A 22,977-nucleotide genomic window follows, 5' to 3' on the forward strand; every position below is an offset into this window, starting at 1 on the left:
CGTCTTTACATCTGCTGACGGCACATGCGACAAGCGGGCCAAATTGAATCGACATGGAGAATTTCAGTGAAGCCCGAAGAAATCAAGAAACTCGACGCCTATTTCAAGCGGATGTTCGGTCCGAGCATTTCGGTCAAGGCGCGTCCGCGCAAGAACGATTCCGCCGAAGTCTATGCCGGCGAGGAGTTTCTGGGCGTGGTGTTCAAGGACGAGGAAGACGGCGATCTTTCCTATAATTTTTCGATGGCCATTCTCGACGTCGATCTCTAATCCGAGAGTTGCATAGAGACTGATATATGTTTTCCTTTTCAAGGAATGGGAGGTCGGCCGTGTTGCGGTCGGCTTTTTTGTTTTGGTCGCAATTGCAACCATAAGAGGATATTGCGGCGCACAAGACTACTTGACCAAATTTGTGCATCTGCTATCGTCCGCTGCATTCAAAAAGGGCACGAGCAGGAGGAATTGCACATGTTCAACTTCGATGAGGCCAATAAGAAGGGCAAGGAAGCCATGGATACCATGCTGAAAAATTATGCAGAAATCAGCAAGGGCTTTCAGGCGATCGCGACGGAAGCGTCCGAGTTCTCCAAGAAGTCCTTCCAGGACACGGCGGCCTTCATGGAATCGCTCGCTGGCGTAAAGAGCATCGAGAACGCGTTCGAGTTGCAGTCGAATTTCATGAAGTCCTCCTACGAGTCCTTCGTGGCCGAGGCAACCAAGATGAGCGAAATGTATGCCGATCTCGCCAAGACGGTCTACAAACCCTACGAATCGACCATCTCCAAGGCAACGTCTTCGACGCCGTACTCGGCTGCGGCCTGATCTCTTTCGAACAGTCCAGTTCCGGATTTTCGGACCGGCCGCACCTTGGTGCGGCCGGTCTTGCGCTTTTAAGGGGCTGATATACGCTTTGACTCTTTTCAGGCTTTTCGGTGCGTCGCCGCGATTCTGTTTGCAGTGAGCGTCGGGGGGCTTAAAATCACCGGAATATGAACTACCTTACTGTCCTGAGTGTTCGTCCGTCGCATTGCATCTTCGGCAAATCGGCCGGACAATGGAGAATGAACTGAAATGATCGCCAAGCCGGTCTTCATGCAGAGCAATGGGCGCGATGGGGACAATGCCAATCGTGGCACGTCCGTCATCACGCGCACAAAGCCCAAGACGAAGAAACCGAACCTGTATCGCGTCCTGCTGCTGAACGATGACTACACCCCGATGGAGTTCGTGATCCACATCCTGGAGCGCTTCTTCCAGAAGGACAGGGAAGCCGCCACCCGCATTATGCTGCATGTGCACAATCATGGTGTGGGGGAATGCGGTGTCTTCACCTACGAAGTCGCCGAAACCAAGGTAAGCCAGGTGATGGACTTCGCAAGACAGCATGAACACCCGCTGCAATGCGTCATGGAAAAGAAGTGAGGATCTGACGTGCCAACATTTTCTCCCAGCCTCGAAAAGGCGCTGCATCAGGCACTGACCTACGCCAACGAGCGGCACCATGAATACGCCACGCTCGAGCACCTGTTGCTTGCGCTGATCGATGATGCGGATGCGGCGGCCGTGATGGGCGCCTGCAATGTCAATCTGGATGTTCTGCGCAAGACCGTGATCGACTATGTCGACAATGAACTCGCCAATCTCGTCACCGGTTACGACGAGGATTCAAAGCCCACCTCCGGTTTCCAGAGGGTCATCCAGCGCGCCGTGATCCATGTGCAGTCGTCGGGTCGCGAAGAGGTGACCGGCGCCAACGTCCTCGTTGCGATCTTCGCCGAGCGGGAAAGCCATGCGGCCTTCTTTCTGCAGGAGCAGGAGATGACCCGCTATGACGCCGTCAACTACATCTCCCACGGGATTGGCAAGCGGCCGGGCTCGGCCCAGGTCCGTCCGCCGCGTGGTGCGGAAGAAGGCGACGGCGAAGCCAAGCAGGCCCGCGAGCAGGAAGAGGGGTCCGCAAAGACCAAGCAGGAAGCGCTCAAGGCTTACTGCGTGAACCTGAACGAGAAGGCCAAGAACGGGCGCATCGATCCGCTCATCGGCCGTAACGACGAGGTCAACCGGACGATCCAGGTGCTTTGCCGCCGCTCGAAGAACAATCCGCTCTATGTCGGCGATCCCGGCGTGGGCAAGACGGCGATTGCCGAAGGCCTGGCCAAGCGGATCGTCGAAGGAAAGGTTCCGGAGGCGCTGGCGGATGCGACCATCTTCTCGCTCGATATGGGCACGCTGCTTGCCGGCACCCGTTACCGCGGTGATTTCGAAGAACGCCTGAAGCAGGTCGTCAAGGAACTCGAGGACTATCCCGGTGCGGTGCTCTTCATCGACGAGATCCACACGGTGATCGGCGCGGGCGCCACCTCGGGCGGCGCGATGGATGCGTCCAACCTTCTGAAGCCGGCGCTGTCCTCGGGTGCGATCCGTTGCATCGGCTCGACCACCTATAAGGAATATCGCCAATTCTTCGAGAAGGATCGGGCGCTGGTTCGCCGCTTCCAGAAGATCGATGTCAACGAACCCTCGGTCGACGATGCCATCGAGATCATGAAGGGCCTCAAGCCCTATTTCGAGGACTATCACAAGCTTCGCTATACCAACGAGGCGATCAAGTCGGCCGTCGAGCTTTCGGCGCGCTACATCTCGGACCGCAAGCTGCCCGACAAGGCGATCGACGTGATCGACGAGACGGGGGCGGCCCAGATGCTTCTCCCCGCTTCCAAGCGCCGCAAGCTGATTACCGAAAAGGAGATCGAGGCAACGATCGCCACCATGGCCCGCATTCCCCCGAAGACGGTGTCCAAGGACGACGAGATGGTGCTCGCCAACCTCGAAAAGGAACTCCGTTCGGTCGTCTACGGCCAGGACAAGGCCATTGAGGCGCTTTCCACTTCGATCAAGCTGGCCCGTGCCGGCCTGCGCGAACCGAACAAACCGATCGGCTGCTATGTCTTCTCCGGTCCGACCGGCGTCGGCAAGACCGAGGTTGCCAAGCAGCTCGCCGCTTCGCTCGGCGTGGAACTGCTGCGCTTCGACATGTCGGAATATATGGAGCGGCACACGGTTTCGCGTCTGCTCGGCGCTCCTCCCGGTTATGTCGGCTTCGACCAGGGCGGTCTCTTGACCGACGGCGTCGACCAGCATCCGCATTCGGTCGTGCTGCTCGACGAAATCGAGAAGGCGCATCCGGACATCTACAACATTCTGTTGCAGGTGATGGACCACGGTTCGCTGACCGACCATAACGGCAAGAAGATCGACTTCCGCAACGTCATCCTGATTATGACGACAAATGCGGGCGCTTCCGAAATGGCGAAGTCGGCCATCGGTTTCGGTTCGTCCAAGCGGACCGGCGAGGATGAAGAGGCGCTGAACCGCCTGTTCACACCGGAGTTCCGCAACCGTCTCGATGCGACCATTCCGTTTGCCCCGTTGCCGACGGAAGTGATCCATCAGGTCGTGCAGAAATTCGTCATGCAGCTCGAAGCCCAGCTTTCCGAGCGCAACGTCACCTTCGACCTCGCGCCGGAAGCCATCGCATGGCTCGCTACGCGCGGTTACGACGAAAAGATGGGCGCCCGACCGCTGTCGCGGGTCATCCAGGAGCACATCAAGAAGCCGCTCGCCAACGAGATCCTGTTCGGCAAGCTCCGCAAGGGCGGGGTGGTCAAGGTCGGCGTCAAGAAAGGCGAAGATGGCTCCGAGATCCTCGACCTCGAGGCCGTTGCCGATGCCGCACCGGTAAAGCCGAAGCCTGAGGCCGAACTTGTCGAGGTCGCCGCGGAAGCTGCGGAAGCAGTGAAGAAGCCGCGCAAGGCCAAGGCAAAGGCCGAGAAGACGGAAGCTGTGGTTGAAGTGCCGCCGAAGCGTCGCAGTTCGGTGCCGAAAGTGCCCAAGAAAGGCTGAGGCCTCGGCATTGATCTGGCTTCGGATGATTTTATTGATGAAAGCCCCCGGATCGACGATCCGGGGGCTTCTTTTTCGGGTGATGACGATCGCGTGATCGGAGCACCTATCCTTTCGATGAGGTTGCGGCGGGTTGCGACCGCGCGTAGCCTTCAATGAAGTGCATGGCTTGAGACAGGCGATCTTGATGGATACGGATGCGGGCGACGATGCCCGGTTCACCGATGAGCAGCGGGAGTTGTGGGATCACGTTGCGGCCTTGTGGGAAGTTGCCCGGCGGCGGGAAACCGAGCCGGTTCGCAAGCTCCTGCATCGCGAATACTCCGGCTGGGTGACCGGCACCGATGCGCCCCATGACTACGAAGCGGCGATTGCCTCGGTCGGTCCCTATTCGCCGCGTGTCCTGCGGTACCGTCTGAAGCCCCTGAAGGTTACGGTCTTCGATCACGAGGTGGGTGTGGTCCATTACAGCTACGAGGCTGCGGTCGAGACACCGGACACCGGCGCAAAGTCCATTTCCGGCCGCTGGACGGAGGTCTACAAGAAGGACGGCGACCGATGGCTGATGATTTCGGTCAGCGGCGGGCCTGACGGTATGCGTTGAAACGCGGTCTGTCCCGCGGTCTTGCCGCGGGACCGGTGAACGGTGTAGGTCTGTTGCGCGTCTCCCGCGCCCTCCTGTTTCGCTTTGGCCTTTGTTGAATGATCCAGCCTCTTCCTCAATTCACCTCGCTGCGCTGGGCGGCAAAAGGGGCTGCGGGCATTTTCAGCCTGCCTGCGATCATCCTGATGACGTCCTTCGTCGGTTTCGCCGCCTTCGCGCTCGAATCGGGTATTTCCCGCGAGCAGGCGATGCTGATGACCCTGATGGTGTGGGCCTTGCCGGCGAAGATGATCCTCATCGGCATGATGGCGAGCGGGGCGAATATCCTGGCGATGTTTCTCGCCGTGTCCCTGTCTTCGATCCGCATGATGCCCATGGTCGCCTCGCTCGTTCCGGAGATGCGCAACGAGCGAACGCCGACCTGGCTGCTGCTCTTTCTCTCCCATTTTGTTGCGATTACCGCATGGGTCTTCGCCATGGGCACTTTGAAGAGTGTGCCGCGGGAAGCGCGCACCGCCTATTTCGCGGGCTTCGGTCTGACGCTGGTGCTGGTCAACACGATACTCGTGGGGTTGAGCTATGGTCTCGTGGCCGCATTTCCCCCACCCGTTGCCGGAGTATTGTTCTTTCTGACGCCGGTCTATTTCGTTGCGTCGATCTGGGCCTCGGCTCGCCATTCCGTGGTCAGGATCGCTTTTGTGGTCGGCGTTATCGGCGGTCCACTTCTGGCGCTTGTGGCGCCGGGCTTCGACATTCTGATCGTCGGTCTTGGAGGCGGTACCCTGGCCTATCTGCTCGACCGCCATGTGGTCCGCGCGAGGAAATTGCGCAACGAAGGAAGCGGGCCATGAGTGTCGGCGACTGGTGGCCCTATGTCGTGATTCTGGTTGCCGGCTGGTTGGCGACCGATATCTGGCGCTGGCTTGGCGTGGTGGCCGGGAACCGCCTGGCCGAGGGTTCGGAGGCGCTTTTGTGGGTGAGGGCGGTTGCCACCACTCTCGTCATGGCCGTCACCGCAAAGCTCATCGTCTTTCCGACCGGCAGTCTTGAGCACACGCCGCTATGGATGCGGCTGGGCGCAGCGGGCATCGGTTTTCTGGCCTTCCTGCTGGCGGGCGAGCGTGTCGTCGTCGGGGTCGTCGTGCCGCTTGCGCTGCTGGCGCTCGGAATCAGCCTCTATTGATAGGGCCGCCGCATGGACGGACTGCGATACCCACCGGGATTTCACGAAGAAAGCTGGCCTGAATTGCGGGTCTCCGAAAGCAGCCAGTCGCGCATGAGCACGGCCTCCTGTGTCGGTCGATCCGCCTCGAGGAGCCAGTAGTGCTTTTCCGTGTCGCTCGCGCGCTCGAAAAGGATCTGCAGTTCGCCACGTGCCAGTTCGTTGGCAATCAGTGCGCTCGGGCAGAGCGCCACCCCCAACCCCGAAGTCACCGAGCTGACAAGCAGGTTGAAGTCTGCGAACAGCGGACCGGATTCCGTCGGCGCCACGATACCCCCTTCGGTAAACCATCGCCGCCACGCCGCCTTGTCCTCGTCATGCAGCAGGTCCGCGCGGGCGAGATCGGCCGCATCGGGAAACGGGCCTTTCCGTTCGACATAGCTGCGCGCTGCGGTCGGGCGGGTCGCTGCGCTGAGGATCGGCAATGCTTCGGGAGATGGCCGGGCACCATGCCGGATCAGGAGGTCGGCCTTCGCCTCCGCGGGCGTTTCTGCGCCGGCGGAATAGCCGATCGTCACCTGTATGCCGGGATGCGCTGCCCGGAAGGCAGGAAGGCGAGGGGCGAGCCAGTGCGATACCACCGATGGCAGGCAGGCAAGGCGCACCTGCCGCGGCCGGCGCGCAGCGGCAAGTTGCTCCGCTGCGGCAGCAATCGCCCCGAGGCTTGCCGATACGGTGCCGCTGAAATCCCGCCCTTCCGGGGTGAGCCGGACACCGCGCGCGCTGCGTTCGAAAAGAGCGATCCCTAACCAGCCCTCCAGCGCCCTGACATGCTGGCTGACGGCTGCTGCCGTCATGCCGAGTTCGGCTGCGGCATGGCGGAAACTTTCCTTGCGGGCAGCGGCCTCGAAGGCGCGCAGACTGGGGAGCGGCGGGAGCTTCATACCTCCATGGCTAAGCCATGCTTGCTCTTGAGGCAAGAAGAAGCCGTCTTGCCAGAGCCCTTGCCGGCGTGCAGTTTCCGACGGACGATCATCCTCAACCCGCAGCAAGACGGAGGATTTCCATGAACATCAGGCCACAGATCGCCGCTCCCGCGGATGCCGCCGCACGGCGTGCCGTCAAACCCGTTGTCGTCTATCCCAACGGGACGTTGCCGACGCCGGATATGGCGCTGCTGAATGAGGCCCGGAGCAATCTCGAAAAGATCGACGAAGTCGTCGTCCCGCCACGTGACGGGCGGACGTTCAACGTGCCGAAGGGGCATTTCTTCCGGATCGTCAGCGTCGAGGGCGCGCAGGTCGGTGATCTCAACCTGTGGAACGCCAATGACCTTTCCGAACGGTTCTTCAGCGGCAAGACCCGTGCGCTGCATGCCACCCACGTCACGGTCGGCGACCGTCTGTGGAGTACGCTTCCCTATCTGCGGCCGATGGCGACGATCACCCATGATACGCTTTCCTGGTACGGCTTCGATGACGATGGCGGCGGCGTTCACGATGTTATCGGCACGCGCTGCGACCCCTATACCAACAGGCTGCTGTCCGGTGGCGACTATCACAATTGCTGTCATTCGAACCTGACACGAGCGCTTGCCGGCGCGCGGGGGCTGAGCTTCGCGGAGGCCGAGCCCCATGTGCACGACGTGCTCAACGTTTTCATGTGCACGGGCTTCACCCGCGATACCCACCAGTATTTCATGAAGGCGAGCCCGGTCCGGCCGGGTGATTTCATCGAATTCTTCGCGGAAATCGATCTTCTCGGCGGCCTGTCGGCCTGCCCGGGCGGCGATTGCAGTTCCGAGCATTCGAGCGATGTCGCCGCCTGCTATCCGTTGAAGGTGGAGATCTTCCGTCCTGATGCCGAGTTGCTGAAGAACTGGCCGTTCCCGGAGAGGAACGGCTATGTCAGCCCCGAAGCGTGAGGGGCGTTAGCCGATCAGCCAGAAGAAGCCGCCGCCGATGACGACAAAGGCGATGACGAGCCCGAGAAGCCGGCCGAGACCTTCGTTCGTATTCGTGTTGTGTCCGACGATGGCGTAGTAAAGATTGTCATTCATCTCGGTGCTCCTTCTGAAGATGCGGCGGCTGGCTTGCCGGTCAGCCAGTCGGATACCAAGTCGGCTGCGTTTCGCCGCATTGTATCGAGGTCGAGTTCAGAGTGCGGCCCTGATCTTCTCCGCATTGGCTTTCAGCACTTCGATATCCTCCATCTTGCCGGAATGCGGCTTGAGCGGCACGCCCTCATGACGCGGAATGACGTGGAAGTGCAGGTGGTAAACGGTCTGCCCGGCTGCCGGCTCGTTGAACTGGGCAACGAACACGCCATCGGCTTCGAAGGCTTCCTTGGCGGCGACCGCGAGTTTCTGCACCACCGGTATCAGCTTGGCGAGAACGGCCGGATCGGCATCGAGGATGTTGCGTGAGCCGACCTTGGGGATGACCAGCAGGTGACCGGTCGCCTGCGGCATCACATCCATGAAGGCGAGGGTGTCGTCGTCCTCGTAGAGCTTCACGGAGGGGATATCCCCTTTCAGGATCTTGGCGAAGATGTTGTTCGGATCGTAGGCCGGGCTGGTCATGGGTATCTCCTCGTTGTCGGCGCCACTTAATGCGATCACTCGCTTGGGATCAAGGATGGCTTCGGTCGCTCAGTCGTCCTCGCGCTGCTGCCTCTCGCCCTTGCGGAAAGGCGTGTGCTCGTCGAGATAGTCGCCGATCTGCGCGACCTCCCGTCGTTCGTGCTCCAGATAGTCGGAAACCGCGCGCCTCAGCCCCGCATGGGCGATGTAGTGAGCGGAATGGGTGGTCACCGGTTGGTAGCCGCGCGCGAGCTTGTGTTCGCCCTGCGCGCCGGCCTCCACCTTCTTCAGGCCTTTTGCCAGAGCGAAATCGATCGCCTGGTGATAGCAGACCTCGAAATGCAGGAAGGGGTGATCCTCGACACAGCCCCAATGGCGGCCGAACAGCGTATCGGCGCCGATGAAATTGATGGCGCCTGCAATATATCTGCCGTTGCGCTTTGCCATGACCAGCAGGATGTCGTCAGCCATCCGTTCGCCGATCAGCGAATAAAACAGCCGGGTCAGGTAAGGCTTGCCCCATTTGCGGCTGCCGGTATCCATGTAAAAGGCGAAGAACTGGTCCCAGATATCCTCGGTCAGATCCGATCCGGTCAGCCAGTCGATGGTGATGCCGTTTTCAAGCGCGGCGCGACGTTCCTTTTTCAGCGCCTTGCGCTTGCGGGAGGCGAGCGTTTCGAGAAACGCCTCGTGGTTGGCATAGCCGTCGTTGATGAAATGGAACTGCTGGTCCGTGCGGTGCAGGAAGCCTTCCGCTTCGAAGACCCGCATTTCATTGTCCGGCACAAAGGTCGCGTGCGCCGAGGAAACGCCGAGCTCGTCCGCGACCTGCCGCAATCCGCCGGCCAGAACGCCTTGAATGGCGCTGTCATCCTGACCGATGGCCGCCATCAGGCGCGGCCCTGTCGCGGGGGTGAAAGGAATGGCGCTTTGCAGTTTCGGATAGTATCGGCCGCCGGCGCGTTCAAAGGCATCCGCCCAGCCGTGGTCGAAGACGTATTCGCCCCGGCTGTGGCTTTTGAGGTAGCAGGGCACGGCGCCGATAAGTGCGCCATCGCCGTTTTCGAGGAGAAGGTGATGGCCGAGCCAGCCGGTCTGCGCTGCGGCCGATCCCGATTCCTCCAGAGCGGACAGGAAGGCATGGGAGTTGAAGGGATTATAGTCCTTCGATCCCCGCCGGGCGCCGCAGAGTTGCGCCCAGCGTTCCGGTGCGATCGCACAAAAGGATCTTTCGATCCGGATTGTCATGTCTCCTGTCATGCGTCTCCCGTCAGGCGGTCGCAACCGGCGTCTCGCGCGGATCGAAACCCTCGAAGGTCATCTGGTCCGCATACTTATAGGTATGCTCGCGCATGATTTCATCCCTGACCGTCCAGGTGATGACCGGAATGCCTTTTTCCCGGAGAGCCGTGACAAAGCTGTTCGGCAGGTGGGGCGCGCAGTAGGAGACGAAATCCAGCCCGAGTTGCATGGCCTCGTCATGCACGAAGAACCGTTCGGGATCAGCGCCTTCGGCAGTCAGGCCGACCGGGTAAGGGCAATCGAGGGACTTGAGGTTCTTCAGCAGCCAGTGGTCGAAGCTCATCAAGGCGACCTTGCCGTCATAGCCTTCCAGCACATCGAGCACGGCTTCCGCGAGGCCGTCATCCTCCTCGGCACTGATGCCCTTGAGTTCGATGACCAGCGGCACGCGCCCCTTGACGAGTGCGAGCATCTGTTTGAGCGTCGGAATGCGGTCCGCGGTGCCGCCGATCGAAAGCATGCCGAGTTCACCGGCTGTGCGTTCCCGCACTTCGCCCTTGAGCCCGCAGAGGCGCTGCAGGTCGTGGTCGTGAAAGACCATCGGCACGCTGTCGGAAGAAAGCTGAATGTCGCATTCGATGGCAAAGCCGGCGTCCACCGCACGCGAAAAGGCCGAGAGCGTATTCTCCCAGACCTGGTTGTTCATGTCGTGATAGCCGCGATGGGCGACCGGGCGCTCCTTGATCCAGTCTGCCGAGGTCACGCCTTGATCTCCAGGATCGCGTCGATCTCTACGGCGGCGTTGAGCGGCAGCGATGCCATGCCGACGGCTGCGCGGGCATGTTTTCCGGCCTCGCCGAGCACGTTTGCGATCAGGTTCGAAGCGCCGTTCATCACGAGGTGCTGCTCGGTGAAGTTAGGGGCCGAAGCAACGAAACCGTTGAGCTTGACGACGCGCGTGATCCGGGAGAGATCGCCGCCGAGTGCCGACCTGGCCTGGGCCAGGATGTTGATGGCGCAGAGTTCGGCTGCGCGCTGGGCGTCGGCAAGCGTCACATCGGTGCCGACGATGCCGGTCACCGCGAGCTTGCCGCCTTCGATCGGCAACTGGCCGGAGAGATAGAGAAGGTTGCCGCTGATGACATAAGGCACATAATTGGCGGCGGGGGCGGCTGCTTCCGGCAGCTGGATGCCCATGGCTGCCAGACGACCGTCGATGCTATCGGACATGTGTGTTTCCCGGATCTGTTAGTAAGTTGAAAAAGAATCCCGTGGTGACCAAAGCAGGTCTCGCTTTTGCCGGATCTGTTCTTATAACATCGCAAAAGAGTCCAACAGGAGGATATCGATGTTTCGTTCGTCATTTGCGGTTGCGTTGGCTGCCTTCGGTACGCTCAGCATGACGGGTGCATCGGCGAATGCTGCGGTTGCGGGCGGCCTTGTGCCGCATCGCGCAGTCTACGATATCGAACTGAAACAGGCGTCGGACCGCTCCGGCATCGAGGGCATGCGCGGCCGCATGGTCTACGAGTTCAGCGGTTCGGAATGCGCCGGCTACACGACGAATTTCCGCTTCGTTACCCGCATCGACACCGGAGAGCAGGTTCGCGTCACGGATCAGCAGAGCTTCACTTTCGAGGATCTCGTGAAGGGCAAGTTTCGTTTCGAGACGAAGTCCTTCACCGACGATCAGCTCGACAAGGATGTGAGCGGGGCGGCGGCCGACGAGGACGGCAAGGTGAAGATCGAGCTTTCGGAACCCGCCAAACGCGCGGTCGAACTGGCCGATAGCCGATTTCCGGCCGAGCACATGCTTGAAGTCATCGAGAATGCCCGCAAGGGTCGCACCTTCTTCGAGGCCCGCATATTCGACGGATCCGAGGATGGCGACAAAAGCTATCTGACCACCACGATTGTCGGTCCGGAGCGCAAGCCCGGCGAGGACGCGCAGAAGGACAAGACGTCCGAGGCGCTCGCCGGAACGGCCTACTGGCCAGTGTCCATCGCCTACTACGACGAGAAGGCCGTCGGCGACGTTCTCCCGATCTATACCCAGTCCTTCAAGCTCTACGAAAACGGCATCACGCAGGATCTGACGCTGGACTACGGCGATTTCATCCTGAGCGGCAAGCTGACGAAGCTTGAGGTGCTGGGATCGGGCGACTGCAAGGCCGATTGAGGTCCGCTCGACGGACGCTCCCTCGATTTTGTCACGCAATACTCTTGATTTCCAAGGGCAAGCCCTATATGGGCAGCTCCATTCCACACGCGAAGCTTGGGATCGACCGGGAGAAATCCGGCCGTTTCCGCCGGTGGCGTCGAAAAAGGGCGCTGTTTGTTTCGCGGGGGTTAAACCGGAAAAGGAGTAAAAGGCATGGCATTGCCCGACTTTAGCATGCGTCAGCTTCTGGAAGCTGGCGTTCACTTCGGCCACCAGACGCATCGCTGGAACCCGAAGATGAAGCCGTACATCTTCGGCGATCGTAACAACATCCACATCATCGACCTGGCTCAGACCGTTCCGATGCTGTCGCGCGCCCTTCAGGTCGTGTCCGACACCGTCGCCCGCGGCGGCCGCGTCCTGTTCGTTGGCACCAAGCGTCAGGCTTCCGAGCTGATCGCTGACTCGGCCAAGCGTTCGGCCCAGTACTACGTCAACTCCCGCTGGCTCGGCGGCATGATGACCAACTGGAAGACCATTTCGAACTCGATCCAGCGTCTGCGCAAGCTCGACGAGATCCTGTCTTCGGAACAGTCCGGCTACAACAAGAAAGAGCGCCTGAACCTCGAGCGCGAGCGTGAAAAGCTCGACAAGGCTCTTGGCGGTATCAAGGACATGGGCGGCACGCCGGACCTGATGTTCATCATCGACACCAACAAGGAAAAGATCGCGATCGACGAAGCCAAGCGCCTCGGTATCCCGGTCGTTGCGATCATCGACTCGAACTGCGATCCGGACCTGATCGACTACCCGATCCCGGGTAACGACGACGCTTCGCGCGCAATCTCGCTCTACTGCGACCTGATCGCCCGCGCCGCCATCGACGGCATCGCTCGTCAGCAGGGCGCTGCTGGCCGCGACATCGGCGCTTCCGCCGAAGTTCCGGTCGAGCCCGCTCTCGAAGACGAAGCCGGCGCCTGATTCGAAATGGCGGGTTTGCCCGCCATCGCAGTATAGTTGCAATCGGCCGCCACTCAGCCAATCGGGTTGGCGGCCGGTTCCGTTTTTGAAGGCCGGCCCGGCCGCGGGTGATAACCTCCAGCCGAGGCGAATTCGACGTGATGGTTCGGCTTCATCACGATGTCACACTTCCGGGTACAACTCGTGCCCCAAACAGGCGCCGGTCCCACGGCGTCGCGTGAAACGATAAGAGGCAAACAATGGCTGAAATCACTGCTGCACTGGTGAAGGAACTGCGCGAAAAGTCTGGCGCAGGCATGATGGATTGCAAGAAGGCTCTGACCGAAACCAACGGTGATATTGAAGCTGCAATCGACTGGCTGCGCGCCAAGGGTATCGCCAAGGCCGACAAGAAGTCTGGCCGTACCGCAGCCGAAGGCCTGGTCGGCATTGCCAGCGCCGGCCACAAGGCCGTCGTCGTCGAGCTCAACTCGGAAACCGACTTCGTCGCCCGCAACGATGCCTTCCAGGATCTCGTCCGCGGCATTGCCAGCGTCGCGCTGAACACCGACGGTTCCGTCGACGCCATCTCGGCCGCCACCTATCCGGCAACCGGCAAGTCCGTCGCTGACACGATCAAGGATGCGATCGCCACGATCGGCGAAAACATGACCCTGCGTCGCGCTGCCAAGCTCGAAGTCGAGCACGGCGTTGTTGCCACCTACGTTCACAACGCTGCCGGCGACGGTATCGGCAAGCTCGGCGTTCTCGTCGCCCTGAAGTCGGTCGGCGACAAGGAAGTGCTGACCTCGATCGGCCGTCAGGTTGCCATGCACATCGCCGCAACCAACCCGCTCGCCATCCGCGCCGAGGAAGTCGACGCAACCGTCGCCGAACGCGAACGCAACGTCTTCATCGAGCAGTCCCGCGCTTCCGGCAAGCCGGACAACATCATCGAGAAGATGGTCGAAGGCCGCATGCGCAAGTTCTTCGAAGAAGTTGCCCTCCTGTCGCAGGCCTTCGTCATCAACCCCGACGTCACCGTTGGCCAGGCTGTCAAGGACGCTGAAAAGCTCGCTGGCGCATCGATCGAAGTCGTCGGCATGGCCCGCCTGCTGCTCGGCGAAGGTGTCGAAAAGGAAGAGACCGACTTCGCTGCCGAAGTCGCTGCGGCCGCCAAGGGCTGATCTCCAGTTGGTCGGCAGACCATGTTAGGGAAAAAATCGGGCATCGCGTGACAACGCGATGCCCTTCGTGTATCCGGCATCAGACCAATCCCTAGGAGCCAGCATGTCTTCCAAGCCTATCTTCAAGCGTGTTCTTCTGAAGGCCTCCGGAGAAGCCCTGATGGGCAGCCAGGGCTTCGGCATCGACGTTGCGGTCGCCGATCGCATTGCTGCTGATATCGCCCAGGCGCGTTCCATGGGCGTCGAAGTCGGCGTGGTCGTCGGCGGCGGCAACATCTTCCGCGGCGTGGCCGTTGCGTCGAAGGGCGGCGACCGGGTGACCGGCGACCACATGGGCATGCTCGGCACCGTCATCAACGCCCTGGCGCTCGCCACCTCGCTGCGCAAGCTCGAAGTCGATACCGTCGTGCTGTCGGCCATTGCCATGCCGGAGATCTGCGAAAGCTTCTCCCAGCGCGGCGCGCTGCACCATCTCGCACAGGGGCGGGTGGTGATCTTCGCCGGCGGCACGGGCAACCCCTTCTTCACCACCGATTCGGCTGCTGCGCTGCGCGCCGCCGAGATGGGCGCCGAAGCGATTTTCAAGGGCACCCAGGTGGACGGCATTTATTCGGCCGATCCGAAAAAGGATCCCGCGGCGACCCGTTTCGACAAGCTCACCCACAGCGAGGTTCTCGAAAAGGGTCTCGCGGTCATGGACGTGGCCGCCGTCGCGCTTGCACGCGAGAACGCCATTCCGATCATCGTCTTCTCGATCCACGAGAAGGGTGGTTTCTGCGATATTCTGTCGGGCGCCGGTCGCATGACCATCGTCACGGATCATTGACATACGGCTTTCCTTCCCGGGAACGTCGAACGAAGAATAAAGGGAGTTCATCATGAGCGAAGGCATTGATCTCAACGACATCAAGCGCCGCATGGACGGCGCCATCAACGCGTTCAAGCACGATATAGCGTCGCTGCGCACCGGCCGCGCATCCGCCAACATTCTCGATCCGGTGACGGTCGAGGCCTACGGCTCGCGCATGCCGCTGAACCAGGTGGCGAACGTCACCGTTCCCGAGCCGCGCATGCTCAGCATTTCCGTCTGGGACAAGTCGATGGTGAACGCCGTCGACCGCGCCATTCGCGAAGCAAACCTCGGCCTGAACCCGATCATCGACGGCCAGAACCTGCGTATTCCGCTGCCGGAACTCAACGAGGAGCGCCGCAAGTCGCTGGTGAAGGTTGCCCATGACTATGCCGAAAAGGCCAAGGTGGCGATTCGCCATGTTCGCCGCGACGGCATGGACGGCCTTAAAAAGGCCGAGAAGGACGGTGTGATAGGGCAGGACGACAGCCGTGCACAGTCCGAGAAGGTGCAAAAGATGACCGATGACACGATTTCCGAAGTCGACCGCTTGCTCGTCGACAAGGAAAAGGAAATCATGCAGGTCTGATACGGTTCGCCGCCCCGTACGTGATGTTCAAACCGGAACCTTCAATGTCGAAAGCCGAAAACCGCCGCGCTCCCGAGCATGTCGCCATCATCATGGACGGCAACGGGCGTTGGGCAAATGCGCGTGGCCTGCCGCGTGCGGTCGGTCATCGCAAGGGTGTCGAAGCCGTGCGGGAAATCGTGCGCGCCGCCGCGGATGCGGGAATAGCCTATCTGACGCTGTTCGCCTTCTCGTCGGAGAACTGGCGCCGGCCCGAGGCCGAGGTCAACGATCTCTTCGGGCTGCTGAAGATGTTCATCCGCCGCGACCTCGCCGAACTCCATCGGGAGAACGTCCGCATCCGCATCATCGGTGATCGTGTCAACCTGCAGGGCGATATTCTTTCGCTGTTGCTGGAAGCGGAGGAGACGACGAAGGACAACAGCGCGCTTACGCTGGTGATCGCCTTCAACTACGGGGCGAGGGACGAGATGGCGCGCGCCATGGCGGCCATCGCGACGGACGTCGCGGCAGGTCTGCTGAAGGCTTCCGAAGTCAACAGCGCGCTGATCGACAGTCGTCTCGATACTGCGGGCATTCCCGATCCCGACCTGATTATCCGCACGAGCGGCGAGGAGCGCCTTTCGAACTTCCTGCTCTGGCAGGCTGCCTATTCGGAACTGATGTTCGTGCCGGAATACTGGCCTGATTTCAGCCGCGAGGTCTTCTTTGCCGCCCTGGAACGTTACGCCGCCCGTGACCGCCGCTTCGGCGGGCTTTCGGACAAGGCGGTAGCGCTCGGATCGTAGCCCAGCCGATGTCCCGGGAACTAACGCTCCGCATCTATTCGGCGATCGTTCTGGCCGCCATCGTGCTCACGGCCACCTGGATCGGCGGTTTTGCATTTCGCCTGCTTTCGGCGCTTATCGGCCTTCTCGTCTATTACGAATGGTCCAGAATGACACAGCTTGCCGAAAGCAGCATGCGGGGCCATGCCTTCGGCTGGTTTTCGCTTGTTGCCGTCAGCGCCAATATGCTGTTCGGCTCCGCGGACATGACTGTGCCGCTCTTCGCCGGGCTGGTGGTGACGGCCATTCTGCCTTCAATCGTCGGAAACTGGCGCTGGTGGCAGGCGGGCGGCATCTTCTATTCCGGCCTCAGCGCCATTTCGCTGGCCGCGATCCGGGGCGAGGATTCGGTTGGATTCGCCGCCATGCTCTTCGTCTTTGCGGTCGTATGGTCGACGGATATCCTCGCCTATTTCGTGGGGCGCGCCATCGGCGGGCCGAAGCTTGCGCCGAGGATTTCTCCCGGCAAGACCTGGTCCGGTGCGATTGGCGGCACGATTGCCGGCGTACTCGGCGGCTCCGCGGTGGCGCTTGCCTATTTCCAGTCGGTCGGCTTGTGGATTCCGGCCGTCGCCCTGCTGCTGTCGGTTGCGGGCCAGATCGGCGATCTCTTCGAGTCCTTCATCAAGCGCCGCTTCGGCGTGAAGGATTCGAGTCACCTCATTCCGGGCCATGGCGGTGTCATGGATCGGGTTGACGGACTTGTTTTTGCCTGTTTTGCGGCTTTCTTTCTTGCTGTAGGGTTCTCCACGGTCGGCGAAGGAGCGGTAACATCGCTCGGAGCGTTCCTGTTTGGTCTGTGATCGCAGCCGGAACGCCATGAACGGGATGGAATGATGGATCAGATTACCGCGTTTTTTGGCTTTCTCGTCGGCTATATCCTGCCTTACGTGATCGTTCTTTCCTTGCTCGTCTTCGTGCATGAACTCGGGCACTATCTCGCGGGACGCTGGTCCGGTATTCGCGTTCTCGCTTTCTCCGTCGGTTTCGGGCCTGAGCTGGTCGGCTTCACGGACGGCCACGGAACCCGCTGGAAAATTTCAGCTATCCCGCTCGGCGGCTATGTCCGCTTCTTCGGCGATGCGGATGCAGCAAGCCGTCCGGACGGCGAGGAAGTGAAAGAGCTGACGCCCGAGGAAAAGGAGCAGACGCTTGCGGGAGCCAAACTCTGGAAGAGGGCCGTCACGGTTGCCGCCGGCCCGATCGCCAATTTCGTCCTGGCAATTGCCATATTCGCCATCCTTTTCGGCACCATGGGCAAGCCCGTCGCCGACCCGGTTGTCGCGGAGGTCAAGGCTGACAGCGCGGCCGCCGAGGCGGGCGTGCAGCCAGGCGACGTGCTGGTCGCGCTCGACGGTGAAACAGTCGAGACCTTCGACGACGTTGTGCGCTACATCAGCATGCGACCCGAAATTCCCGTCGTCGTCACTGTGCGCAGGAACGGGAGTGAACTCGGCCTGAACATGACGCCGCGGCGGGTGGAAACCACCGACCGTTTCGGCAACAAGATGGAAGTCGGCCAGATCGGCATCGTCACCAACCAGCAGTCCGGCAATTTCCGTATCGTCGAACTGACCCCGGTGCAGGCTCTCGGCGAGGGCGTGCGCCAGACGTGGCATATCGTCACCGGCACCGTCGATTACATTTCGAATCTGATCGCCGGCCGCATGAATGCCGACCAGCTTGGCGGTCCGGTGCGGGTGGTTCAGGCCTCCGGTCAGATGGCGACGCTCGGCGTCGTCGCGCTTGTCAATCTGGCGGCCGTTCTGTCCGTTTCCCTTGGACTTCTGAATTTGATGCCAATTCCGGTCCTTGACGGCGGCCATCTCCTCCTCTACGCGCTTGAAGCGTTGCGCGGGAAACCGGTGGGGCCGAATGCACAGGAGATCGCGTTCCGGATCGGATTGGCGATGATCGTGTCTCTCATGGTCTTCGCCACCTGGAACGATATCAGCAGGTTGATCGGCTGAGGGTCGTCTTGCCAATTTTGGAAGGATTTGTTTACGATGTTTCAAACTGATAGTGGCGATTGGGCCACGCCTGCAAACGAAGTAAATAGAAATTAACGTCCGCCCTTGCTTGTAGGGTAAAACCCGGTAAAACCACACACGGGCCGGAGTCGGGTACGGCTGCGGGACAATGGAAGAAGGTTGAAAATACACATGAAGGCTGGTTCAAGATTTTTGAACGCAGTATCGGCGGTCGCGCTGTCTGCTGGTGTTGTTTCTTCGGGCGCGGGTGTAGCTGTCCTTGCATCGGCCATTGCAGCCGAGGCTGCCGTGATCCAGCGTATTGAGGTCAAGGGCACCCAGCGTGTCAGCCCCGAGGCCGTTCGCTCGAATATCTCGATCAAGCCCGGCCAGAGCTTCTCGAATGTGGATATCGACGAATCCGTCAAGCAGCTTTACGCGACGGGCTTTTTCTCCGACGTTCGCATTTCCGTTTCCGGCAGCACGCTGGTCGTCAGCGTCTCCGAGGCGCAGCTCATCAATCAGGTGGTTTTCAACGGCAACCGCAAGATCAAGGACGACAAGCTGCGCGGCTTCGTTCAGACGCAGCCGATGGGTCCCTACAGCGAAGCTCTGGTTGCTGCCGACATCTCGCGCATCAAGGAAGCCTATGCCGGCATCGGCCGCAGCGACGTCGAAGTGACGACGCAGGTGGTTCCGGTGGCTGAAGGCCGTGTCAACCTCGCTTTCGTCATCAACGAGGGTGAGCGTACCAAGATCTCCAAGATCAATTTCGTCGGCAACAACGCCTATGGCGACGGTCGCCTGGAGTCGGTCATCCAGACCAAGCAGTCCGGCATGCTGTCCTTCCTGACCCGCAAGGACGTCTATAACGAGGACAAGCTGCGCGCCGATGAGGAAGCGCTGCGCCAGTTCTACTACAACCACGGCTATGCCGACTTCCGTGTCGTTTCCTCTGACGTTTCCCTGAACGAGGCCGGCAACGAATACACCATCACGATCACCGTAGACGAAGGCGAGCGCTACAAGTTCGGCGACGTCAAGGTCGAGTCGACGGTTGAAGGTGTCGATGGCGCCGAACTGCAGGGGCTTCTCGAAAGCCGTGCAGGCAATACCTACAGCGCCAAGGACGTTCAAAAGTCCATGGAAGCGATTTCCCAGCGCGTTGCGGCCAAGGGCTATCCTTTCGCCCGCGTGGTTCCGCGCGGCGATCGCAACTTCGGAAACAACACCATCGGCGTTACTTATCTCGTCGATCAGGGTGAGCGCGCTTACGTCGAACGCATCGAGATCCGCGGCAATACCCGTACGCGTGACTACGTCATCCGTCGCGAGTTCGATATTTCCGAAGGCGATGCCTTCAACCAGGAAACCATCACGCGCGCGAAGCGTCGCCTCGAAGCGCTCGGTTATTTCACGACCGTGAATATCTCGACGCAGCAGGGCAGCGCTCCCGACCGCGTCGTACTCGTCGTGGATGTCGAGGATCAGCCGACCGGCTCGTTCGGTATCGGTGCCGGCTATTCGGTCGGTGGCGACGGTCTGGTGCTCGAAGCCTCGGTTGAAGAGAAGAACTTCCTGGGTCGCGGCCAGTTCATTCGTCTCGCCGTCGGTGGCGGTTTCGAAGACAGCCGTACCTATAACTTCTCCTTCACCGAACCGTATTTCCTCGGCTATCGCCTGGCTGCCGGTTTCGACCTGTTCAAGAGCCAGACGAGCAGCAACTCGGATTACGAATACGAGGAGCAGGGTGTAACCTTCCGCGTCACGGCGCCGATCACCGAAGATCTCGCCACGACCGTTCGTTATACCTACAAGGAAATCAAGTATAACGAAGATGGCGCATACGGTGCGGACGGCGTCCGTGGCGGCGGTGACGATACGCTTTCGGATCCGTATCTCGATCTGATCGAGGAAAGCCCGTGGCATCAGTCGATCATCGGTCATTCGATCGTTTACAACACGCTTGACGACCGCACGATGCCGCGCGAAGGCATCTACGCCAGCTTTACGCATGAATATGCGGGCCTGGGTGGGGATTCGGACTACTACAAGGTCTACGGCAAGATCCGTTACTTCCATCCGCTGTCGGACGAATTCGACATCATCGGCTCGGTATCGGCCAGCGCCGGCCATGTTGTCGCGACCGACGGGAAGCTCAATGTCTTCGATCAGTTCCAGATCGGCGGCAAGGAACTGCGCGGTTTCGATACCCAGGGCATCGGTGCCCGTGCGGGTGACGATGCGCTCGGCGGTACGACCTACTTCACCGCTTCGGCTGAGGCCAGCTTCCCGATGCCGTTCGTTCCGCAGGATCTCAACCTGCGCGGCGCGGTCTTCGCTGACGCCGGTACGCTTTACGGCAATGATGTCGATACCGGAAGCTCGACGGTCGTCGGTACCGATATGTCTCTGCGCGCCTCGGTTGGTGCCGGCATTGTCTGGCTGTCGCCCTTCGGGCCGCTGCGCTTCGACTATGCGGTTCCGGTCGCCAAGGAAGACTACGACGAGGTCCAGAACTTCCGCTTCAGCATGGCGAACCAGTTCTAAGGTCCGTAGCCCAGGGGCTGCTGACAGCATAACGTTCTGGGGCTTTGGCTGATGGAGCATAATCACTTCTTTCCGCCCCATGAGGGGATCACGCTTGCGTCGATCGCCGCTCATGTGGGGGCGGAACTGTTGGACCAGGGTGCGGGCGATCGGGTGATCCGGTCGGTCGCGCCAGTTAACCGTGCGCGTGCGGGTGACATCTGTTACATCCTGTCTCGTCGCAGCAAGGAAGAGCTGAAGACCTGCGAGGCTTCCGCGATCATCTGCGACAAGGCGCTACGGTCCCTTATTCCTGACCATATCCCGGTACTTCTGAGTTCGGCTCCGGCTATGGCTTTCGCCATGGCGGGCGGCCTGCTTTATCCGTCGGGTCTTCGGCCGGTGGCCACTGTGGATCAGGCAGAGGCGATTTCGCCGGCGGCTTTCGTCGACCCGTCGGCAAGGCTGGAAGCGGACGTGCGGATCGAGCCTATGGCGGTCATCGGTGCGGATGTCGAAATCGGCAGTGGCAGCCATATCGGCGCAGGTGCTGTGATCGGGCGTGGCGTCCGTATCGGCCGCAATTGCACCATTGCGTCGGGCGCAACCGTACAGACCGCTCTGATCGGCAACAATGTCATCATCCATAACGGCGCCCGTATCGGGCAGGATGGCTTCGGATATGCGCCCGGACCGCGCGGCATGATAAAGATCGTGCAGGTTGGCCGGGTCATCATTCAGGATCATGTCGAGATCGGTGCCAATACGACGATCGACCGCGGCACCATGGATGACACCGTGATCGGTGAGGGAACCAAGATCGATAACCTGGTGCAGATCGGGCACAATGTCCGCATCGGCCGCCATTGCGGCATCGTCAGCCAGGTGGGTATCGCCGGCAGCACGCGCATCGGCGATGGCGTGATGCTTGGCGGGGCCTGCGGGGTCAATGGCCACATCACTATTGGCGACGGTGCCCAGATTGCCGCGATGAGCGGCGTTCTTTCGGATGTGCCGCCGGGTGAACGTTACGGCGGGGTGCCGGCACGCCCCATGAAGGATTATCTTCGCGAAGTCGCCGAAATGCTCAGCCGCACGGATAGCCGCAACAAGGAAAAGGAGGGCAAGAATGACTGAAGGCGTGAAGACGGAACTGGGTTCGGCCGATGTCCTCCAGATCATGAAATTCCTGCCCCACCGCTATCCGTTCCTGCTGGTGGACAAAATCATCGAGATCGACGGCGATAATTCCGCGATCGGCATCAAGAACGTGACGGCCAACGAGCCGCATTTCACCGGACATTTTCCGGAAGCGCCGATCATGCCGGGTGTTCTGCTGATCGAAGGCATGGCCCAGACGGCCGGCGCGATCTGCGCGCGCAAGGAAGGGCAGGGTGGAAACCTCGTCTACTTCATGACGATCGACAACGCACGCTTCCGCAAGCCTGTGGTGCCGGGTGATCGCGTGGAGTACCATGTCGTGAAGCAGAAGCAGCGCGGCAACATCTGGAAGTTCCACTGCGACGCCAAGGTGGATGGTGCCCTGGTGGCGGAAGCCGATATCGGCGCGATGATTATGCGCAAGGATGACAAATGAGCATGATCGCCGCAAGCGCCAGCATTCATCCCCTTGCAGTCGTCGAAGAGGGAGCGGTGATCGGGGAGAACGTCCGGATCGGCCCTTTCTGTCATGTCGGCGCGAAGGTGAAGCTCGGCGATGGCTGCGAACTGATTTCCCATGCTTCGGTGACAGGCCTGACGACCATCGGCCGCAATGCGAGGATTTTCCCCTGTGCGGTGATCGGCGGGGAACCGCAGAGCATTCATCACGCCGGCGAGGAAACCACGCTGACGATCGGTGACAATTGCACGATGCGGGAAGGCGTGACGATGAACACCGGCACCGTCGAAGGCGGCGGCAAGACGGTGGTCGGCAACAACAACCTGTTCCTCGCCAATTCCCACGTGGCGCATGATTGCCAGCTCGGCGACAATATCATCCTGTCGAACAACGTGATGCTTGCGGGCCATGTGAAGGTTGAGGATCGCGTGATCCTCGGCGGCGGCTCGGCGGTGCACCAGTTCACCCGCATCGGCAGACAGGCATTCATCGGTGGTCTGTCCGCGGTGAGCTACGACGTCATTCCGTACGGCATGCTGAACGGAAATCCGGGTGTCCTCGGCGGCCTGAACGTCGTCGGCATGACACGCGCCGGCATCGAACGGTCGGTGATTCATCAGGTTCGCCGCGCCTTCAAGCAGATCTTCGAAGGCGAGGGCTCGGCGCGCATCAATGCGGAGGCCATTCGCGGGGAATACCTCGATTGCCCGCAGGTCATCGAAATCCTGGATTTCATTGCCGCCGAAAGCGACAGGGCGCTTTCTTCACCGTATCGCGGCAAGAGTTGATCC

Annotated in this window: 26 protein-coding genes; 20 read left to right on the plus strand and 6 right to left on the minus strand. The window is 60.7% G+C overall.

Going from position 1 to position 22,977, the window contains the following annotated elements:
• Positions 1-66: 66 nt before the first annotated feature.
• From J5N58_RS07460 to J5N58_RS07490, 7 genes are all read left to right on the plus strand, one after another.
• Positions 67-270 (plus strand): DUF3126 family protein, encoded by a 204-nt coding sequence (locus J5N58_RS07460; RefSeq protein WP_112830158.1) that lies wholly within the window; start codon positions 67-69, stop codon positions 268-270.
• A gap of 198 nt (positions 271-468) precedes the next feature.
• Positions 469-822 carry a phasin family protein gene (locus J5N58_RS07465; protein WP_112830157.1) on the plus strand — a complete coding sequence of 118 codons (354 nt, stop codon included), beginning with the start codon at positions 469-471 and terminating at the stop codon, positions 820-822.
• 249 nt (positions 823-1,071) lie between these two features.
• Entirely contained in the window at positions 1,072-1,422 is a 351-nt protein-coding gene (clpS, locus tag J5N58_RS07470) for an ATP-dependent Clp protease adapter ClpS (RefSeq protein ID WP_112830156.1), read from the plus strand.
• A gap of 9 nt (positions 1,423-1,431) precedes the next feature.
• A complete protein-coding gene (clpA, locus tag J5N58_RS07475) occupies positions 1,432-3,903 on the plus strand; it encodes an ATP-dependent Clp protease ATP-binding subunit ClpA (protein ID WP_113425743.1) in 2,472 nt (823 codons plus the stop codon).
• 187 nt (positions 3,904-4,090) lie between these two features.
• The gene (locus J5N58_RS07480; protein ID WP_113442846.1) at positions 4,091-4,507 is read left to right on the plus strand and encodes a nuclear transport factor 2 family protein; all 417 of its coding nucleotides are present in this window, start codon (positions 4,091-4,093) and stop codon (positions 4,505-4,507) included.
• Positions 4,508-4,605: 98 nt separating this feature from the next.
• Positions 4,606-5,358 carry an AzlC family ABC transporter permease gene (locus tag J5N58_RS07485; protein WP_113442845.1) on the plus strand — a complete coding sequence of 251 codons (753 nt, stop codon included), beginning with the start codon at positions 4,606-4,608 and terminating at the stop codon, positions 5,356-5,358.
• Complete coding sequence (locus J5N58_RS07490; protein WP_113442844.1) at positions 5,355-5,690, plus strand: AzlD domain-containing protein; 336 nt, start codon at positions 5,355-5,357, stop codon at positions 5,688-5,690. The genes J5N58_RS07485 and J5N58_RS07490 overlap by 4 nt, the downstream gene beginning before the upstream one ends.
• Before the next feature lie 41 nt (positions 5,691-5,731).
• Here J5N58_RS07490 and J5N58_RS07495 read toward each other — a convergent pair whose 3' ends face one another.
• Positions 5,732-6,613 (minus strand): LysR substrate-binding domain-containing protein, encoded by an 882-nt coding sequence (locus J5N58_RS07495; RefSeq protein ID WP_113442843.1) that lies wholly within the window; start codon positions 6,611-6,613, stop codon positions 5,732-5,734.
• A gap of 122 nt (positions 6,614-6,735) precedes the next feature.
• Between J5N58_RS07495 and J5N58_RS07500 the strand changes: the two genes are divergently transcribed.
• On the plus strand, positions 6,736-7,593 hold the full coding sequence (locus J5N58_RS07500; RefSeq protein WP_113442842.1) for an urea carboxylase-associated family protein: 858 nt from the start codon (positions 6,736-6,738) through the stop codon (positions 7,591-7,593).
• Between the two features lie 6 nt (positions 7,594-7,599).
• Here the strand turns inward: J5N58_RS07500 and J5N58_RS25940 are convergent, their stop codons facing one another.
• From J5N58_RS25940 to J5N58_RS07520, 5 genes are all read right to left on the minus strand, one after another.
• Positions 7,600-7,728: a hypothetical protein gene (locus J5N58_RS25940; protein ID WP_280519995.1), complete on the minus strand. Its 129-nt coding sequence runs from the start codon at positions 7,726-7,728 to the stop codon at positions 7,600-7,602.
• Between the two features lie 96 nt (positions 7,729-7,824).
• Complete coding sequence (locus J5N58_RS07505) at positions 7,825-8,250, minus strand: HIT family protein (RefSeq protein ID WP_113339562.1); 426 nt, start codon at positions 8,248-8,250, stop codon at positions 7,825-7,827.
• 69 nt (positions 8,251-8,319) lie between these two features.
• Positions 8,320-9,510, minus strand: coding sequence for a GNAT family N-acetyltransferase (locus J5N58_RS07510; protein ID WP_244710325.1), 1,191 nt, complete (start codon positions 9,508-9,510; stop codon positions 8,320-8,322).
• Positions 9,511-9,520: 10 nt separating this feature from the next.
• Entirely contained in the window at positions 9,521-10,255 is a 735-nt protein-coding gene (locus J5N58_RS07515) for a glycerophosphodiester phosphodiesterase (protein WP_112830147.1), read from the minus strand.
• A complete protein-coding gene (locus tag J5N58_RS07520; RefSeq protein WP_112830146.1) occupies positions 10,252-10,722 on the minus strand; it encodes a RidA family protein in 471 nt (156 codons plus the stop codon). The genes J5N58_RS07515 and J5N58_RS07520 overlap by 4 nt, the downstream gene beginning before the upstream one ends.
• 118 nt (positions 10,723-10,840) lie before the next feature.
• Between J5N58_RS07520 and J5N58_RS07525 the strand changes: the two genes are divergently transcribed.
• From J5N58_RS07525 to lpxA, 12 genes are all read left to right on the plus strand, one after another.
• Complete coding sequence (locus tag J5N58_RS07525) at positions 10,841-11,671, plus strand: cell envelope integrity EipB family protein (RefSeq protein WP_113425748.1); 831 nt, start codon at positions 10,841-10,843, stop codon at positions 11,669-11,671.
• 195 nt (positions 11,672-11,866) lie between these two features.
• On the plus strand, positions 11,867-12,634 hold the full coding sequence (gene rpsB / locus J5N58_RS07530; protein ID WP_112830144.1) for a 30S ribosomal protein S2: 768 nt from the start codon (positions 11,867-11,869) through the stop codon (positions 12,632-12,634).
• 239 nt (positions 12,635-12,873) lie between these two features.
• Positions 12,874-13,800: a translation elongation factor Ts gene (gene tsf / locus J5N58_RS07535; RefSeq protein WP_112830143.1), complete on the plus strand. Its 927-nt coding sequence runs from the start codon at positions 12,874-12,876 to the stop codon at positions 13,798-13,800.
• A gap of 103 nt (positions 13,801-13,903) precedes the next feature.
• Positions 13,904-14,626 carry a UMP kinase gene (gene pyrH / locus J5N58_RS07540; protein WP_112830142.1) on the plus strand — a complete coding sequence of 241 codons (723 nt, stop codon included), beginning with the start codon at positions 13,904-13,906 and terminating at the stop codon, positions 14,624-14,626.
• Between the two features lie 52 nt (positions 14,627-14,678).
• Positions 14,679-15,239 (plus strand): ribosome recycling factor, encoded by a 561-nt coding sequence (gene frr / locus J5N58_RS07545; RefSeq protein WP_112830141.1) that lies wholly within the window; start codon positions 14,679-14,681, stop codon positions 15,237-15,239.
• Positions 15,240-15,283: 44 nt separating this feature from the next.
• The gene (locus J5N58_RS07550; RefSeq protein ID WP_113425749.1) at positions 15,284-16,027 is read left to right on the plus strand and encodes an isoprenyl transferase; all 744 of its coding nucleotides are present in this window, start codon (positions 15,284-15,286) and stop codon (positions 16,025-16,027) included.
• An 8-nt stretch (positions 16,028-16,035) separates the two neighbouring features.
• On the plus strand, positions 16,036-16,869 hold the full coding sequence (locus J5N58_RS07555; RefSeq protein WP_112830139.1) for a phosphatidate cytidylyltransferase: 834 nt from the start codon (positions 16,036-16,038) through the stop codon (positions 16,867-16,869).
• 33 nt (positions 16,870-16,902) lie between these two features.
• A complete protein-coding gene (gene rseP / locus J5N58_RS07560; protein ID WP_244710472.1) occupies positions 16,903-18,036 on the plus strand; it encodes an RIP metalloprotease RseP in 1,134 nt (377 codons plus the stop codon).
• 192 nt (positions 18,037-18,228) lie between these two features.
• Positions 18,229-20,586, plus strand: coding sequence for an outer membrane protein assembly factor BamA (bamA, locus tag J5N58_RS07565; RefSeq protein WP_113425750.1), 2,358 nt, complete (start codon positions 18,229-18,231; stop codon positions 20,584-20,586).
• A gap of 51 nt (positions 20,587-20,637) precedes the next feature.
• A complete protein-coding gene (gene lpxD, locus J5N58_RS07570; protein ID WP_112830137.1) occupies positions 20,638-21,702 on the plus strand; it encodes a UDP-3-O-(3-hydroxymyristoyl)glucosamine N-acyltransferase in 1,065 nt (354 codons plus the stop codon).
• On the plus strand, positions 21,695-22,162 hold the full coding sequence (gene fabZ / locus J5N58_RS07575) for a 3-hydroxyacyl-ACP dehydratase FabZ (protein WP_112830136.1): 468 nt from the start codon (positions 21,695-21,697) through the stop codon (positions 22,160-22,162). Before lpxD ends, fabZ begins: the two co-directional genes overlap by 8 nt.
• The gene (gene lpxA, locus J5N58_RS07580; protein WP_244710327.1) at positions 22,159-22,974 is read left to right on the plus strand and encodes an acyl-ACP--UDP-N-acetylglucosamine O-acyltransferase; all 816 of its coding nucleotides are present in this window, start codon (positions 22,159-22,161) and stop codon (positions 22,972-22,974) included. Before fabZ ends, lpxA begins: the two co-directional genes overlap by 4 nt.
• The last annotated feature ends 3 nt before the right edge of the window (positions 22,975-22,977 follow it).

Origin of the sequence: Paenirhizobium cremeum (assembly GCF_022884085.1) — a bacterium.
Classification (GTDB): Bacteria; Pseudomonadota; Alphaproteobacteria; order Rhizobiales; family Rhizobiaceae; genus Allorhizobium; species Allorhizobium cremeum.

Excerpts from the sequence above, each read along its gene's own strand:
- J5N58_RS07465 (WP_112830157.1), top strand. The coding sequence starts at position 469 with ATGTTCAACTTCGATGAGGCCAATAAGAAGGGCAAGGAAGCCATGGAT.
- clpS (WP_112830156.1), top strand. The coding sequence starts at position 1,072 with ATGATCGCCAAGCCGGTCTTCATGCAGAGCAATGGGCGCGATGGGGAC.
- J5N58_RS07480 (WP_113442846.1), top strand. The coding sequence starts at position 4,091 with ATGGATACGGATGCGGGCGACGATGCCCGGTTCACCGATGAGCAGCGG.
- J5N58_RS07485 (WP_113442845.1), top strand. The coding sequence starts at position 4,606 with ATGATCCAGCCTCTTCCTCAATTCACCTCGCTGCGCTGGGCGGCAAAA.
- J5N58_RS07490 (WP_113442844.1), top strand. The coding sequence starts at position 5,355 with ATGAGTGTCGGCGACTGGTGGCCCTATGTCGTGATTCTGGTTGCCGGC.
- J5N58_RS07495 (WP_113442843.1), bottom strand. The coding sequence starts at position 6,613 with ATGAAGCTCCCGCCGCTCCCCAGTCTGCGCGCCTTCGAGGCCGCTGCC.
- J5N58_RS07500 (WP_113442842.1), top strand. The coding sequence starts at position 6,736 with ATGAACATCAGGCCACAGATCGCCGCTCCCGCGGATGCCGCCGCACGG.
- J5N58_RS25940 (WP_280519995.1), bottom strand. The coding sequence starts at position 7,728 with ATGAATGACAATCTTTACTACGCCATCGTCGGACACAACACGAATACG.
- J5N58_RS07505 (WP_113339562.1), bottom strand. The coding sequence starts at position 8,250 with ATGACCAGCCCGGCCTACGATCCGAACAACATCTTCGCCAAGATCCTG.
- J5N58_RS07510 (WP_244710325.1), bottom strand. The coding sequence starts at position 9,510 with ATGACAGGAGACATGACAATCCGGATCGAAAGATCCTTTTGTGCGATC.
- J5N58_RS07520 (WP_112830146.1), bottom strand. The coding sequence starts at position 10,722 with ATGTCCGATAGCATCGACGGTCGTCTGGCAGCCATGGGCATCCAGCTG.
- J5N58_RS07525 (WP_113425748.1), top strand. The coding sequence starts at position 10,841 with ATGTTTCGTTCGTCATTTGCGGTTGCGTTGGCTGCCTTCGGTACGCTC.
- rpsB (WP_112830144.1), top strand. The coding sequence starts at position 11,867 with ATGGCATTGCCCGACTTTAGCATGCGTCAGCTTCTGGAAGCTGGCGTT.
- tsf (WP_112830143.1), top strand. The coding sequence starts at position 12,874 with ATGGCTGAAATCACTGCTGCACTGGTGAAGGAACTGCGCGAAAAGTCT.
- pyrH (WP_112830142.1), top strand. The coding sequence starts at position 13,904 with ATGTCTTCCAAGCCTATCTTCAAGCGTGTTCTTCTGAAGGCCTCCGGA.
- frr (WP_112830141.1), top strand. The coding sequence starts at position 14,679 with ATGAGCGAAGGCATTGATCTCAACGACATCAAGCGCCGCATGGACGGC.
- J5N58_RS07550 (WP_113425749.1), top strand. The coding sequence starts at position 15,284 with ATGTCGAAAGCCGAAAACCGCCGCGCTCCCGAGCATGTCGCCATCATC.
- J5N58_RS07555 (WP_112830139.1), top strand. The coding sequence starts at position 16,036 with ATGTCCCGGGAACTAACGCTCCGCATCTATTCGGCGATCGTTCTGGCC.
- rseP (WP_244710472.1), top strand. The coding sequence starts at position 16,903 with ATGGATCAGATTACCGCGTTTTTTGGCTTTCTCGTCGGCTATATCCTG.
- bamA (WP_113425750.1), top strand. The coding sequence starts at position 18,229 with ATGAAGGCTGGTTCAAGATTTTTGAACGCAGTATCGGCGGTCGCGCTG.
- lpxD (WP_112830137.1), top strand. The coding sequence starts at position 20,638 with ATGGAGCATAATCACTTCTTTCCGCCCCATGAGGGGATCACGCTTGCG.
- fabZ (WP_112830136.1), top strand. The coding sequence starts at position 21,695 with ATGACTGAAGGCGTGAAGACGGAACTGGGTTCGGCCGATGTCCTCCAG.
- lpxA (WP_244710327.1), top strand. The coding sequence starts at position 22,159 with ATGAGCATGATCGCCGCAAGCGCCAGCATTCATCCCCTTGCAGTCGTC.